Genomic DNA, 14,672 nt, shown 5'->3' on the forward strand with positions numbered 1-14,672 from the left:
CCTAAACAGCATAGTCAGGTCGAGGCCGGGCTTGCGGAAGGCAGATCGCTAACCGGAGGCCCAACAATGGTGGAAACCTGGCGCTGGAACGCGGAGGCGATAGCAGGCTCGCGGAAGGCCCAAACAGCGATATCCCGACCGTCCCTCCAACGCCCCCAACGGCCGAAATCCTTCCGCTCGATCCGGATCGCCAACCACGCCTCCAGCTTATCCAGTCGCCTTCCCAAGCCGCCCGGCGGGATCGGCACTTCAACGATGTAGGGGAATTCTCTTTCGAGCTGCGCGATGGTACGCAGTTCACGATAGCGGACCATGGATCACCGGAAGTTTCGGCCATCAGGGAAGGTTGCTTCGACCTCCTTCACCGGCATGATCTGCTTGCCATGGGATTGGCGCATTTCATCAGCCCGGCTCTGGACACCATCGAATGCCCCGTCGATGTCTATCTCGCCCAGCCCGCGCAGGAGGTCGGTACGGTCTATGATCCGGTCGGCAACCACATGGATGACCAGCCCTTCCCGCTGGAGCTTGCCCTCCACGACCATCAGGCGGGAGCCGAGCACGTCTTTGCGGAATGTGTCGAAGACCTTGGGCCAGATGATGATGTTGGCCACACCAGTCTCATCTTCGATGGTGGCGAAAATGACGCCGCTGGCGGTGCCTGGGCGCTGCCGGACGAGAACTAGGCCGCCAACCCGGACTTTTCGGTTTTCTGGCAGGGTGGCTAGGTCTTTTGACTGCACGACGCCGAGTTCCCCGAGCTTGGGGCGGAGCAGGCTCAGCGGATGCGGCCGCAGGGTCAGATTGTAGGATTTGTAGTCGTGGACGATGTTCTCGCCCGTGGTCAGGCGGGGGAGCTGCGGGTCTTCGCCGTCCTCTTCAATGGAGGCGCTATTGCCGGCGGCCGCCTGGTCTTCTGCGAATTCAAACAGGGGTAACGACGTGTCTCGGAGGCCGCGGATTTCCCACAGGGCGGCGCGCCGATCCAGGCCAAGGCTGCCGAAGGCATCCGCCCGCCCCAGTAGTTCGAGCGTCGCCTTGGGAAGCTTGGTACGCCGCCAGAGCTCTTTTATGGAGGCAAACGGGCGGTCCCGCAGAAGGACAGCCGCGCGTAGGAGTTCTTCGTTGGCGCCACGGATCTGACGGAAGCCAAGTCGGACGGCCAGAGATGAACCGTTTGCAGGACGCTCTAGCGTGCAGTCCCAGTCGGAATAATTGATGTCGATGGGGAGGACGACGACGCCGTGTTCCTTGGCGTCCCGGACGAGCTGGGCGGGGGCATAAAACCCCATCGGCTGGCTGTTGAGGATGGCGGCGCAGAAGACAGCCGGATAATGCCGCTTGAGCCAGGCGCTGATGTAGACGAGGTGGGCGAAGGCGGCGGCGTGGCTTTCCGGGAAGCCATACGATCCGAAGCCTTCCAGTTGCTTGTAAATATTCTCGGCGAATTCCGGCTTGTAGCCGTTTGCGGTCATGCCGGAGATCAACTTTTCCTTCAGCTTGTGGATCGTGCCAGGGTTCTTGAAGGTTGCCATCGCGCGGCGGAGCTGATCGGCCTCACCGGGAGTGAAGCCGGCACACTCAATGGCGACCCGCATGCACTGCTCTTGGAAGAGGGCAACACCGAGGGTCTTGCCGAGCACCTTTTCCAGCGCTGGAGATGGATATGTGACTTTCTCTTCTCCGGTGCGGCGGCGGAGGTAAGGATGCACCATGTCACCCTGGATAGGGCCAGGGCGGACGATGGCTACCTCGATGACCAGGTCATAGAAGGTCCGCGGCTTCAGACGCGGGAGCATGGTCATCTGGGCGCGGCTTTCCACCTGGAAGACGCCAACGCTATCGGCCCGGCAAAGCATCTCATAGGTCTCTTCGTCGCCCTGGGGTATCGAGGCCAGGTCGTGGCGCTTGCCGTAATGCTGCTCCAACAAGTCGAAGCATTTCCGGATGCAGGTCAGCATGCCGAGGCTCAGGACATCGACCTTCAGGAGCCCAAGGGCATCTAGATCGTCCTTATCCCACTGGATGCAGGTCCGGTCTTGCATGCTGGCATTCTCGATGGGAACCAGCTCATGGAGCGGGCCGCGGCTGATGACGAAACCGCCGACATGCTGCGACAGATGCCGGGGGAAGCCCTGCAGTTCTGTTGCCAGTTGGACGATGAGCCGGATGAGACGGGAATTCGGATCAATGCCCATCTCCCGGATACGGTCGGCGTCAAAAGTATCGCGGCTCCACCAATAGATGCTGCGCGCTAGCCTATTGACGGCGTCCATCGACAGACCCAGCGCCCGGCCGACATCGCGGATCGCGCTTTTCGGTCGGTAGGAAATGACAGTAGCGGCGATGCCGGCTCGGTCGCGGCCGTATTTGCGGTAAATGTACTGCATCACCTCTTCACGGCGGACATGCTCGAAATCTACGTCGATATCGGGCGGCTCGTTTCGCTCGGCCGAGATGAAGCGTTCAAACAGAAGGTCTTGCTCGACTGGATTTACCGAGGTGACGCCCAGGCAATAGCAGACGACAGAGTTTGCGGCCGACCCGCGACCTTGGCAGAGAATGCCGATTTCCCGCGCATAGCGGACGATGTCGTAAACGGTGAGGAAGTAGCTGGCGTAGTTCAGGTTATCTATCAGCCTGAGTTCATGGAGGATTTGTCGGCTGATCTGCTCAGGTATGCCGTCCGGATAGCGCTTCCGCGCACCCTCCCAAGCAAGCCGGATCAGCTCTTCTTGCGGTGTGGCACTGTCGCCGCGGCTTTCCTCTGGATATTCATACCGCAGCTCATCGAGGCGGAAGGTGCAGCGCGAGGCTATCTCTATGGTGCGGGCAATGGCGTCCGGATGGTCGCGGAACAACCGCGCCATTTGGCGAGGTGATTTGATATGGCGTTCCGCATTGCTTTCGGCCCGATAGCCCAAATCCTGCACGGTGCAGCGGTGGCGTGTGGCTGTCAGTACATCGTGGAGGGGGCGACGGCTTGGATGGTGATAGAGCACGTCATTAACGGCCACCATCGGAACGCCAACGTCCTTCAGGGCGGTGGCCCATCGGGCTAGGCGTTGGCGGTCTCGTCCGCGTATGAGGTTGCTAATACCGGCCGACAGGTTGTCGCCGATGCTCTGTCGCAACTCCCGTAAGCGATCTAGGAAGGCACTATCGGGAGCCTTGGGAACCAACGCTATTACCTGCTGCCCGTCGATATGGTCCAAAATATCTGCCCAATGAAGCTCGCACGCGCCCTTGGGAGCCCGCCGGCGGCCGATCGTCAGTAGGGTACTGAGCCTGCCATAAGCGGCGCGGTTGGTGGGAAGCCAGACAAGTGAAGGGCCGTCCTGAAAGTCTAATCGGGCACCAACAATGAATTGGATATTGGCGTTTTTAGCGGCCGAGTAAGCGCGAACAATGCCGCTCAAGCTGTTCCGATCCGTAATGGCAATGGCGGACAGACCACGCAGAGCGGCCTGTTGAATAAGCTCCTCGGCATGGCTGGCACCCTCCAAGAAGCTGAAGTTGGAGAAGCAATGTAATTCGGCGTAGCCGGTCATCCTATGATCCCGTGCATGTGCCACACGCCTTGATCACGGAAGATCCAATAACGATGTCCAGCCTCGTCTTCGATCTGGAAGTAATCACGGACGGAGATATCCATTCCCCCGTTACACCATTCGCCATCCAGCCTTTCTGGACCTGCGGTCATAGCGATGGGGCGGCGGAGGCGTCGCCAAGTAAAAGCCCTGCCATCGGCCTCCATTTCTATGACTTCCGGCTGGATCAATCGGGTTGGCCTGAGTTCAGTTTCCGGCATGTCGCGATTGGAGCGGGCCATCGGTGGCAGCCGGGCAAAGGAATTCTCCGGTGCGTGGCGATCAAGCGGCTCAAAGCGGAAGACGTTTCGGTTGCCCAGACGGCCTTGCAGTCGGTCGATGAGCTGAGAGAAGTGGCCGCCGTCTTGCTGTGTCGATTCCAGGCTTGCTTGTTCGGCGGAGAACGGATCAGCGGCGACGGCCTCCAACGTAAAAGTCTCGATTCCGAAGCCGGGCATGATGGCGTCGAGGGGATCGCGGAACAGGCGCGCAAGATGCTTCGGGCTACGGCTGGGATATGATGTGCCGACGCGGACGGTTTGAACGTCGCCATCTACCCGGTACGCGGTCAGCACAAGTTGGCGGGCACCTAAATGCTCGTCAGTGAGGAGCTTACATAAGGCGTCCAGCAGATGCTCCAGCACAGTGTCGATAGCTTCGCGGGTTGAGACGGGTTCGACCAAATGCGCTCTGCTGCGCCATGGTGCCTCAGGTTGGCGTGGGGAGATCGGCTCCGGCTCGCGGGCCATCAGCATGTCGAGCCGAGTCAGCAAGCTTAGACCGAAGCGTTTCGCCAGCGGTGCACGCGGTAAGTTGGCGATAGCGCCGATAGTTTTCAGACCGAGCGAATCCAATGTCTCCGCGATGCTTGGTTCAATCCTCAAACTTGCAACGGGTAAGTCTTTCAGGCGCTCAAATGCCGCCGTCCGGTCCGGCAATGAGCCGCCGGCGCCATAACGCGCCCAGGCCCAGGCTGCAGCCGGAGAATCAGCCATGGCGATACGGGCGGTCACCTGCATGCGTCGGAAGGCGGTCAGCATCTGACCTTGCATGCCGTCTTCGCCGCCAAACAGATGGGGCACGCCGGTAATGTCCATGATGATGCCGTCCAGGCCATCGACGGCGACAGTTGGCGACCACCGGCAGCACCAGTCCGCCAAGCGTTCAAGAGCGGCTTGATCGCCTTGAGGGTCAGCCGGAGAAGTCACCAAGGCGGGAACGAGCGCCATGGCATCAGCGAGCGTCATGCCGCCCCGCAATCCCATTTTGAAGGCCATAAGATTGAGGGCGGATAATTTGAACGCGCTGCCTACGCTTTCGATCAAAGCGAAAGGGCCGGTGGCCGGGCTATTCCGCCGCTTCAGCCTGTCCGTGGCCCAGCGCGGCAACCATATGGAAGCATAGCGACGCATGATCGAACTCCAGCACCCAAGATCCTCCGGCTTCAGCACCCCGAATGCGCTCCAGGGTCAGGCGCCAGGTTTGTCGGATGTCTCGACTTCGGGCGGGTTCAACTCGCCACCGGGTTAGGGCCGCAGATGGCTGACGGTTACGGCGGACCAGAAAGCCGATTGATCCGCAGGACTCGGCGGCGAGCTGCAGGCGTCTGGTCTCGGTTAGGTCAGCGCTTTCCACTTCAGCGATGACCGCACCGTTCGGCAGGTCCTTCAGGCTCTCCTCCATCGCCCAAAGCCTGTTGTCGGTCTGCCGGGTCCAGGCGACCGTCAGACGACGATGGGAGAGCCCCAGTTGAGCGAGGCCGCCTGGGTACAGGTCAGGTTGGGGGGTGATCCAGAGGACATGCTGGATGATCTTCTGGCGGCCGAGCAGAGCGGCTAGGAAGCTGGTGACAGCGCCTTGGTCACCAACGACCTCATGGATACCTCCGCGCGCCAATGCAGTTCCTGGCAACACGCTGTCGATCTGGGAAACCCCGATAGGGATGCCTTGCACGCTGGAACGGCGCGTTATGCCGGTGAGGCGGGCCAACTCGCTGCGCAGGTCGGTGAGGGGGGTGATCTGGTTCATGGGGCCTCCGGGTATTAGGAGGCTTCATGTTCTACTATTATCCCCGTATGTTCTCAATATGTACTTTTTCCTAGGGATAAACCCCATATAGCCTGCAACAGGAATTGCCCACACAAAATGTGGTGAGCGCATGAACTAAGAACGAGCCTTGACGTTAATCCGGGCGGTGTAGAATCGCGCTCCAAGAACACTTGGGCTGATCCAATGAACCACTCAGCAGCAATTCAACTGAAGCCGGTGGCGACCACAGTGTTAGTCGTCGATGATGAAGTTCTAATCCGCTGTCTCATTGCTGAGCACCTTCGCGAAGAAGGCTTCAACGTCATCGAGGCTCGGAACGCAGCCGAGGCTATCGACGTGCTGAACTCAGGCGTCGATATCAGCTTAGTGTTTTCCGATATCAATATGCCAGGGGATCGGGACGGATTTGCCTTGGCTGAATGGATTACCGCCCGCAAACCCGGGGTCGAAATTCTGCTGACGTCCGGAGTGTTCAGAAATTTGCCGCTTTCCTTAGTCGGCCGAGGAATTACCTTAGTGCCGAAACCTTATCTTCTTAGCGAAGTGTCAGCGCAGATCAATTCGCGACTGATTTGCTCTCGCGCACATAGCAGTTAGCCGCTCGCAAGTAGGCGTCTTTATCGCTCTTGCTAATTTGGAACTCCCGTTGGGACATCGATCATGGAGGCGGCTGCCTTCATGATCTGAATCCACTGCTTCTGACCGGCTACGTCACCCATTTCGCCGAGCTCATTTGCTCGTTGCTGAGCGACCATTGCGGCTCGTTCACCGTGCTCTTGGATGAGCATGCCGGCGGCATCCCAAATATCTTTCTGCACCGCACCGCCATTCCTGAGGGCTGCATTCCAGCCCCTCGCATGCCAGCTTAGCGTCGAAGGTTGTCTAAGCCAGCTTGATCAAGCTGCATTTGGGCCTGCCAGCAGTGGCAGGCCCTGCCATGTTCAGGCCGCGCGGCCAGTCAGTCTGCTCCACCAACCACGAGCTTCACTCTTACCATTAGTATTAGCCGCGGGCAGCTGTTTACGATCAGTCCATTTTGGCAGCATCGAGGTCTGGATCGGAATCTGACGGGGCTTCAGATGCTCGGGCACTTCGCGCACCAGGCCGATGCGAAGCATGCCGTCACTCAGGCTGGCATCCGTCACCCTGATATGATCGGCCAGTTCAAAGCGCTGCTCGAAAGTCCGGTCGCCCAGACCGCGATACAGGAACTCTCCGGCAGGCTGCGCGGTATCCTTGCGACCACGGATGACAAGATGGCCGCCCTCATGGGTCACAGACAGGTCTGCCGCGGTGAAACCAGGGATGGCCAGAGCCACCTGGTAGGTATCTGGGCCGGTCTTGATGACGTCATGGGGCGGCCAGCTATTGGAAAAATCCAGCCGGCTCGCCGATTCCAGTAGATCAAACACCCGGTCGAAACCGACGCTTGATCGGAAATACGGGGAAAAATCAAACATCCTCATAGCCACATCCTCCAATGAGCAACATGGACACGCGGGGCGTCAGGTAACGCCCTGGCCGACCCCGAATGGGCATTGGCGCCGGTGATTTTGGAAGCTGCTCGCCAGCTTTCAAGAGGGGCGGATTTCCTCGGGGCCTCTCGGGGCGGGCGGCCGCCTGGACCGGCCTTGCGCCACCGCATCCAGGGACCGAAGCGCTTCCATGACCTCCTCGAAACTGACCGGTTCGGCGAGGTCGGCCGGATGCCTTACGGTCGGGTCTGACTCCACCGAACAGGCATCGGAGGCCCACGAGGCTAGGATGGAGCGCTTCTCTGGCAGGGACAGACCGGGGTCGTTCAGCACGGCCGCTGGCCGCCCGTATTTCCGGGCGGGCTGCAGCAAGGCGTTGAGCTCGGCAGCCTGGGCCAGGCCGCACCGGGTCAAGGGGATAAACCGTTTCCGACGGCGCATTTTGTCCTCCTGACTGGCCCTTAAGTTGGGCCTTTGTCGACGGATTTATGTGGCGCCGCCGTCTTCACAAGGGGGCGGGATGGGTCGTTAAAAATTTTTCAGCAGACGGTCTTGAACCGAAAAAATCCTGCACATACCTCGCCAGCGCTCCGGTCCGTTGGACCGGCAAGCATGACATTCCAAGTCCTGCATATGGAGGAAGGCTATGAAGCTTCTGCCCCTGCACGACCGCGTCGTCGTGCGCCGTATCGATGCCGAAGAGAAGACCGCGGGCGGCATCATCATCCCCGACACCGCCAAGGAAAAGCCGCAGCAGGGCGAGGTCGTGGCCGTCGGGCCCGGCGCCCGAAACGAGCGTGGCGAAATTGTCCCGCTGGACGTCAAGGCCGGGGACAAAGTCCTGTTCGGCAAGTGGTCCGGCACGGAAATCAAGGTGGACGGCGAAGAGCTGCTGATCATGAAGGAGTCCGACATCATGGGCATTATCGAAGGCGCCCAGTCGGCCCGGAAGGCGGCGTAATAGCTGAAGTCTGAGGAGCGACTGCAATGGCTGCAAAGGAAGTCAAATTCTCATCCGAAGCCCGCGAGAAGATGCTGCGCGGCGTGGATATTCTGGCGAATGCCGTCAAGGTGACGCTCGGTCCGAAGGGCCGCAATGTCGTGCTAGAGAAAAGCTTCGGTGCGCCCCGCATCACCAAGGATGGCGTTTCGGTCGCCAAGGAAATCGAACTGGAAGACAAGTTCGAGAATATGGGCGCCCAGATGGTGCGCGAAGTCGCCAGCAAGACCAACGATCTTGCCGGTGACGGCACCACGACGGCGACCGTGCTGGCCCAGGCCATCGTCAAGGAAGGCGCCCGCGCCGTGGCCGCAGGCATGAATCCGATGGACCTCAAGCGCGGCATCGACCTGGCCGTGGACGCCGTGGTGACCGAGCTGAAGAGTAAGGCGCGCAAGGTCACCCGCAACGATGAGATCGCCCAGGTCGGCACCATCTCGGCCAATGGCGATGCCGAAATCGGTCGCTACCTGGCCCAGGCTATGGAGAAGGTCGGTAATGACGGCGTCATCACCGTCGAAGAGGCCAAGAGCCTGGAAACCGAGCTGCAGGTCGTCGAAGGCATGCAGTTCGACCGCGGCTATTCCTCGCCGTATTTCGTCACCAATCCGGAAAAGATGCTCGTGGAGCTGGAGGACCCCTACATCCTCATCCATGAGAAGAAGCTCTCGGGCCTGCAGAGCATGCTGCCGGTGCTGGAAGGCGTCGTCAAAACCGGCAAGCCGCTGCTGATCATCGCCGAGGAAGTCGAAGGCGAGGCGCTGGCGACGCTGGTGGTCAACAAGCTGCGCGGCGGCCTGAAGGTCGCGGCCGTCAAGGCGCCGGGCTTCGGCGACCGCCGCAAGGCGATGCTGGAAGACATCGCCATCCTGACCGGCGGCACGATGATCTCGGAAGACCTCGGCGTGAAGCTGGAGAATGTGACCCTGCAGATGCTCGGCCGTGCCAAGAAGGTCAGCATCGACAAGGAGAACACCACGATCGTTCAGGGCGCCGGCAGCAAGACCGATATCCAGGCTCGCGTGCAGCAGATCAAGGCGCAGATCGAGGAAACCACCTCGGACTACGATCGCGAGAAGCTGCAGGAGCGGCTTGCCAAGCTGTCGGGCGGCGTGGCTGTGATCAAGGTTGGCGGTGCCACCGAGGTCGAGGTCAAGGAGCGCAAGGACCGCGTGGACGACGCTCTGCACGCCACCCGTGCGGCCGTCGAGGAAGGCATCCTGCCCGGCGGCGGCGTGGCTCTGCTCCGCGCCTTGAAAGCACTGGACAAGGTGAAGCCTGCCAATGATGACCAGAAGCATGGCGTGGATGTGATCCGCCGTGCCCTGCAGGTGCCGGCCAAGCAGATTGCCATCAATGCCGGTGAGGACGGCTCCCTCATCGTCGGCAAGCTGCTAGAGAAGGACGATTACAACTGGGGCTTCAACGCCGCGACCGGCGAGTACCAGGATATGGTCGCGGCCGGCGTGATTGATCCTGCCAAGGTCGTCCGCACGGCGCTCCAGGATGCGGCCTCCGTTGCCTCGCTGCTCATCACCACCGAGGCTCTGGTGGCTGAAAAGCCGAAAAAGGATAACGCCCAGTCCGTACCTGCTGGGGGTATGGACTACTAACTTGAAGGCCCGGTCATGCGACCGGGCCTTTTTCTTTGAGGCGAGAGGCTTCCTGTGCGGCCGAAGGCAGGTGTAACTAGGCTCGTTCGAGAACGCGCCGAACCTGGATGGCCTGCCACTCGCCTCCACGCGCGGCCGGTATGCCACGGGCATTGAGAGCTTCGGCAATTCCCTTGAGCGTGGTCACGCCGCTCGCCCGGATATCGGCGATCACCACTGCATAATCCCTCGCCCTGGCATCCGCTTGCTCAATCAGTGCGCGGGTGCCGAGCTTGGTGTCCACGGCTACACCTTTGAAGCCGCCGAGCTTCACGCCGCGCTGCTTCGCGGCCTCCAGCGCCGCCTTGGTGCGCTCCGAAATCAACCCCGCTTCCAACTGAGCGACAGCCGCGAGCTGTTGCAGAATGAACCGGCCCATTGGACCGGCGACCTGGGGCAGATCGGCAAACACTACTTCCACGTCGCCGCCCAAAATCGTCTCTAAGAAGTGGACGTTGCGGGCCAGGCGATCCACCTTGGCGACGACCAAGGCGGCCTTGTTAACCTTTGCCTGATGCAGCGCCTGGGCCAGTTGCGGCCGATCTCGGCGCTTGCCGCTTTCGACCTCGGTAAATTCGGCTATCAGCCGGTCGGCGGGCTTTAGAACCGCCTGTACGGCCGTTTTCTGAGCTTCTAGGCCCAATCCAGACCGACCCTGCCGGTCAGTGGAAACTCGATAGTAGGCGACAGCCCGCATTTCACACCATTTGGCCGTATATATTAACGTTCCAGTCGTTCACCGTGGTCTGGAATGTAAATAGTACAAATAGCTCTGATTTACGACCCTAGCCGATGATATTTCTGCGTGATGTCGCGTGCGGTAACGAAGTGGCTGCCGAGCTTGCCGATCTCAGCGTCAAACTGCATAGGCACGGGCTGGCTGGAGACAACAATTCCAATCATGGTCGGAGAGTCAAAACCGACAAACTTTGAAACAGTAGGCAATTCGGCTTTCAAAGTTTCAAGTCTATCTAGGTGACGGCGAAGTTCGTCACGGCGGCCATTCGCCTGAACTTCGCCACGGTACTTAGATAGGCGCCAAGCGATTTCGCTGAACGTCTTGTCAAACCCTAAATCTTTACACTCGATAACAAGAACCTCTTTTGTGTCGCTGCACCAAGCGAGTACATCAATTTCTCCAAATCGTCGGTCCACTCTACGCTGCAATACCTCCCCACCGGAAAGGTTCTTCCGTACTTTCCAACCTATCGCTTCAAGTGTAGAGGCTATTTGATCGTTGAATTCGGCTGCGGATTGAGCCCTCGTATTCTCGATGTACGTCTGCATTTCCGCGCTCGTAAATGCATCGGCCTCAATGAATCCGTTCGACACATCTGCGCAGAATTTTCCGATATGCATGGCTACCATTGCTGGAGCAATATGAAGTATTGGATTTTGGGATGCATCAAGTTGAACAATAGGTCGAGCAATTAGCGAAAGCTGCCGGCGAAAACGCCACGGGTACCAGCACCAATTCTGAAAACCGTCGGGTGCCATATCCCATTGTGAGCGAGGCGCTAAACTAAACTGTTTTAGCATCTTCTCGGCGTTCTCTAGGCTGACGCCATATTTTCCGATACGCGTTAAAAAATCTGAGCGGCCAACTTTAACTAACGCCTTTCCCTCAATAGCGAGGTCGGCCAGTGCGCGACCAAACTGCTGTGTATCTTTGAGGCTGAAGCCAAATTCAGCAGTCCACGGCTCCTGCAGACGCTCCAGTTTTGGCGGCAATTGATCTGTGGATTCTTCCGCATCTGCCATGACTTCATAATATTCCTCGTACTTGTCAGCAGCGGCGGCTAACGAAGCAGACTGATTACTCTCGCCATAGGATCGCATCAGTCTTTCGATCGGATCGTGATTCATAAGCACGTCGCCGCCAGGGGAAATTCGTATCTTTGCCTCCATCACACCTGCTCGAACGCAATCGGAGTATCCCCCCATATGGAACAGGATAGAGGCATCCGCGAGCCATGCCCCAATATCCAACGCATTTGGACGTAGGCCAGCACCGACCTGACAAACGCAGACCGCAATTTCGATCAAGATGCGGCTTGAGAGGCTGCCCGCATTAAATTTGGCTATCTGTTCGATTGCTTGCCTTCTCGCAGCATCTGCGTCGTCGGCAAGTGCTCGAATGGCTCGGAAAGTTCGCTGCCATTGCGTAGTTTCGCATGCAATACTTTCGTGGTTTAGGAGCATAAGTTCAATTACAGCGTCGCGGTCAAACTGTGCGAGTGAATCAGTTAGACGCCCCATCACAGACTTAACCAACGAATTCAGATAAACGCAGCACTCGTCCCGTCCAGAAATCTCATCACCTTGCGATCTCTTGCGGATGGACCAGCCCAAGCCAATTCTGGAGTATGCATCGTCGATTCTGGATATCGTGAACGACTTTTCCGGCAGCGATTCCTTTATGTAGTCTCTAAGCTCCGGAACCGCGAATGCGTGAAAGTGACGCGCTGCATTGTCTCTAACGATGCTTTGAACAATATCGTCTGCTCTGGCGGCTGCTTCTGGTAGCAAGGCGACAACGAGCGCCCTTACGAGTGAACGCTCTGCGATATTGTCAGGCCGCCGGCTTCCAGAAACGAACTCCGTGCCAACAATTATTCTTAACTCGTCATGAGCCTCCTCAATCGAAATATTACTGGCTATCTCCGCTTCTGTCGGAATAGGCGTATCGGTGGGTGGAATCGAAAACTTCTTGAAGTGGATCGAAACTGATCGGTTAGTAGGATCACCGATTACATGCTGATCTAGAAATCGCGCGGTGAACTCGACCCAGTGTTGTGCCATAAGGAAAAGATGATGGGCGAAATCCGGATTTGGCACTTCACTGACGTTGATAAGAGTCCAAAGCCGTAGGTGTTCGCCCTCGTAGACGCACCTGCGGGTGCCTTCCATCAATGCATCTAGATCAAAATACAGCGGAGATAGTGAAATCTGTCCGAAGCCAGGCTCAGAATTGATTCTTCGTACAGTGCAGCGACTGCTATCTGGGCGTATTGCCAAATGAACGTCCGCCGATACTGCCGCTTGCACTCTAAGGTCTAACAGCACGTTCGTCGGAATCATCAGTGGATAGGGACCGTCTGGATTCTCCGGATCAAGTCGTAAGCGTTCGTGCGGGACGATATGGCCCCGGAGGCTGTCGATCCAAGCGCAAAGGTTCAGCAGACCATTGGCATTGAAGAGCTCAAAGCCTTGCTGTCCAATGCGCCGGTGCGAATCCATAACTTTGCATAATTCGACACTAGTAAATCCGGGGCGCCGACTTAACGAGGCTAGGTCATTTGCCCCAATATATTCCATCTCCCAGCCGCTCTTTGGTGCTTTAAGACCAAGCACCATTGGACGTCCCCACCCGCAAGCGACAACGAGAGAGTAACCTTTCCGGAACCGTGGGTGATTCGAGAATTGGCTTTGCCCACTTTGAATCGCCGCATTTACGACAGACGAAAGCGAATGCTGTTCTGTAATTTGCGCGAACCTCGTTTTGCTAAAATCACTGAGACTGTCGCAAGCGAAGATGAATTGAAGGAACACGCCTTCTGTTAGCTCTAGTCCGAACGTACTGGTGTGACCAGCGGAGGAACGCTGGAATGCAATTGGGCTTCTACGTAGATCACCTAGAATAAGATCGCGGTGGAAGAATGTTGCATGTGCCGCTGCAAGAGCTTCCTCTAGGTTTTCGACGAGACCGGCTGATAAGCATGTCCTGATTATGAGCGACCGGATGGCAAGGCCGATACAGTTGGGCAGGTAAACGGCAACTAAATCTCCGAACTGGAGAAGTGGCATGTCTTCGGCCGCGCTATAGCCAAATCTATGGTTACCTAATTGGTCACGTAGTCGCGTATCGAAGATGAATGGAGCCAGGTCATTACTGCCTATTCCTAAGTCTGACAATTCAGCGTTCGAGAAAGTCACGCGTCGTCGCAGATTATCTGCTTCTTGTCGTTCTGCAGAAGGGAGAGTGCTAAGGGGCACAGAGTTCCCGACGGAATACTTTGGAAGTCCAGATCGAGCAGCAATTTCTTCCGATAAGATCAACAAAGATCGGATAGCTCGCTTAGCCACCAGAAACTTGCCTTCATCCGGCATTGTTTCTAAAACATCGAGGAAAATCTGCGTTATGAATCCGTTCCCTTCGACGTTTCCTTCAAATAAGCGGTAGTTTTGCGTGCCGTCAAAAATGCTGGTTACAAAAACTTCTTCCGCGCGATCTTCCAGACGTCCGCATGAACCGCGATCCAGTTCATCGAACCACTTAGCAAGCTGATTAATTTTCGGGCGACGCGGTCCGGCGCACTTCCATAGTGCTAGATGTGCCAACGCGGTTAACCGAAGATTGTTGCCCTGAAGAAAAGGAACAGTCAGGAGTCCACCGACCAGTGAACAGGTGGATGCGAACTCGCGGTCTGACAGCTCGCGCAAAAGCTTGGGATGTTCTTCCGCTAATTCAGCGAAAGAAAAATCTGAAATTGTTCGGTTAAAATCTGGGAGTTCAAAGTTCTCCAGGGATCTGGAGAGACTACCAGGAGAGTCAGTCTTTCCTTTGATGTAGTCGGAGAGCTTACGGAATGGGTCTCTTTGTCGGCGCATTATGTGACTCGGGTAGCAGGCTGGGTTGCGCCGATTTTTGATGCTGGCGTTAGGCACAACTGAACGCAGTAATTTGACCTAAAAAATCGGCTTATTTCGCTGAAATCTAACTGATTGACGCGTATTTTTGTTTCATATATACTACTTAAACGAGTGATTCGGCTTTCTTTATGTCTTGCCGAAGTCGTTAGCCTGCTGGTCTGGCAGGCCACCCAAACGGCCGAACCACCTAACTCCAATTTTGAGGATTTCAATGACGCGAGCGACACCGTCGCTGCGGGCCGTGAGCGTTTGC

11 protein-coding genes are annotated in these 14,672 nt (G+C 57.5%); 3 read left to right on the forward strand and 8 right to left on the reverse strand.

The genetic code is table 11. The annotated features are described in order from the left end of the window. Positions 1–14: 14 nt before the first annotated feature. Genes ACE3OO_RS13660 through ACE3OO_RS13675 form a run of 4 tightly spaced genes read right to left on the reverse strand, consistent with a single transcriptional unit; the run spans position 15 to position 5,618 of the window. Entirely contained in the window at positions 15–314 is a 300-nt protein-coding gene (locus tag ACE3OO_RS13660; protein WP_374303785.1) for a hypothetical protein, read from the reverse strand. A gap of 3 nt (positions 315–317) precedes the next feature. Next, positions 318–3,551, reverse strand: coding sequence for an error-prone DNA polymerase (locus ACE3OO_RS13665; RefSeq protein ID WP_374303786.1), 3,234 nt, complete (start codon positions 3,549–3,551; stop codon positions 318–320). Then, positions 3,548–5,002, reverse strand: a complete 1,455-nt coding sequence (locus ACE3OO_RS13670; protein ID WP_374303788.1) for a DNA polymerase Y family protein — start codon at positions 5,000–5,002, stop codon at positions 3,548–3,550. The genes ACE3OO_RS13665 and ACE3OO_RS13670 overlap by 4 nt, the downstream gene beginning before the upstream one ends. Next, positions 4,938–5,618, reverse strand: coding sequence for an ImuA family protein (locus ACE3OO_RS13675; RefSeq protein ID WP_374303790.1), 681 nt, complete (start codon positions 5,616–5,618; stop codon positions 4,938–4,940). Before ACE3OO_RS13675 ends, ACE3OO_RS13670 begins: the two co-directional genes overlap by 65 nt. 204 nt (positions 5,619–5,822) lie before the next feature. Between ACE3OO_RS13675 and ACE3OO_RS13680 the strand changes: the two genes are divergently transcribed. Continuing rightward, complete coding sequence (locus ACE3OO_RS13680; RefSeq protein WP_374303791.1) at positions 5,823–6,236, forward strand: response regulator; 414 nt, start codon at positions 5,823–5,825, stop codon at positions 6,234–6,236. A gap of 32 nt (positions 6,237–6,268) precedes the next feature. Here ACE3OO_RS13680 and ACE3OO_RS13685 read toward each other — a convergent pair whose 3' ends face one another. Together ACE3OO_RS13685 and ACE3OO_RS13690 are read right to left on the reverse strand one after the other, a co-directional pair. Next, positions 6,269–6,457 carry a hypothetical protein gene (locus ACE3OO_RS13685; RefSeq protein ID WP_374303793.1) on the reverse strand — a complete coding sequence of 63 codons (189 nt, stop codon included), beginning with the start codon at positions 6,455–6,457 and terminating at the stop codon, positions 6,269–6,271. Positions 6,458–6,580: 123 nt separating this feature from the next. Then, positions 6,581–7,105, reverse strand: coding sequence for an Hsp20 family protein (locus tag ACE3OO_RS13690; RefSeq protein ID WP_374303795.1), 525 nt, complete (start codon positions 7,103–7,105; stop codon positions 6,581–6,583). A 655-nt stretch (positions 7,106–7,760) separates the two neighbouring features. Between ACE3OO_RS13690 and groES the strand changes: the two genes are divergently transcribed. Together groES and groL are read left to right on the forward strand one after the other, a co-directional pair. Next, positions 7,761–8,075 (forward strand): co-chaperone GroES, encoded by a 315-nt coding sequence (groES, locus tag ACE3OO_RS13695; RefSeq protein ID WP_374303797.1) that lies wholly within the window; start codon positions 7,761–7,763, stop codon positions 8,073–8,075. 26 nt (positions 8,076–8,101) lie between these two features. Then, entirely contained in the window at positions 8,102–9,727 is a 1,626-nt protein-coding gene (gene groL / locus ACE3OO_RS13700) for a chaperonin GroEL (RefSeq protein WP_374303800.1), read from the forward strand. A gap of 76 nt (positions 9,728–9,803) precedes the next feature. Here groL and ACE3OO_RS13705 read toward each other — a convergent pair whose 3' ends face one another. Then, positions 9,804–10,463, reverse strand: a complete 660-nt coding sequence (locus ACE3OO_RS13705; protein ID WP_374303802.1) for a recombinase family protein — start codon at positions 10,461–10,463, stop codon at positions 9,804–9,806. An 80-nt stretch (positions 10,464–10,543) separates the two neighbouring features. Next, positions 10,544–14,377 carry a hypothetical protein gene (locus ACE3OO_RS13710; protein ID WP_374303804.1) on the reverse strand — a complete coding sequence of 1,278 codons (3,834 nt, stop codon included), beginning with the start codon at positions 14,375–14,377 and terminating at the stop codon, positions 10,544–10,546. Positions 14,378–14,672: the final 295 nt, after the last annotated feature.

Origin of the sequence: Ferrovibrio sp. (assembly GCF_041906005.1) — a bacterium.
Lineage (GTDB): Bacteria > Pseudomonadota > Alphaproteobacteria > Ferrovibrionales > Ferrovibrionaceae > Ferrovibrio.

Bases quoted from the DNA above. Each gene is read 5' to 3' on its own strand.
- ACE3OO_RS13660 (WP_374303785.1), bottom strand. From the start codon at position 314: ATGGTCCGCTATCGTGAACTGCGTACCATCGCGCAGCTCGAAAGAGAA.
- ACE3OO_RS13665 (WP_374303786.1), bottom strand. From the start codon at position 3,551: ATGACCGGCTACGCCGAATTACATTGCTTCTCCAACTTCAGCTTCTTG.
- ACE3OO_RS13670 (WP_374303788.1), bottom strand. From the start codon at position 5,002: ATGCGTCGCTATGCTTCCATATGGTTGCCGCGCTGGGCCACGGACAGG.
- ACE3OO_RS13675 (WP_374303790.1), bottom strand. From the start codon at position 5,618: ATGAACCAGATCACCCCCCTCACCGACCTGCGCAGCGAGTTGGCCCGC.
- ACE3OO_RS13680 (WP_374303791.1), top strand. From the start codon at position 5,823: ATGAACCACTCAGCAGCAATTCAACTGAAGCCGGTGGCGACCACAGTG.
- ACE3OO_RS13690 (WP_374303795.1), bottom strand. From the start codon at position 7,105: ATGAGGATGTTTGATTTTTCCCCGTATTTCCGATCAAGCGTCGGTTTC.
- groES (WP_374303797.1), top strand. From the start codon at position 7,761: ATGAAGCTTCTGCCCCTGCACGACCGCGTCGTCGTGCGCCGTATCGAT.
- groL (WP_374303800.1), top strand. From the start codon at position 8,102: ATGGCTGCAAAGGAAGTCAAATTCTCATCCGAAGCCCGCGAGAAGATG.
- ACE3OO_RS13705 (WP_374303802.1), bottom strand. From the start codon at position 10,463: ATGCGGGCTGTCGCCTACTATCGAGTTTCCACTGACCGGCAGGGTCGG.
- ACE3OO_RS13710 (WP_374303804.1), bottom strand. From the start codon at position 14,377: ATGCGCCGACAAAGAGACCCATTCCGTAAGCTCTCCGACTACATCAAA.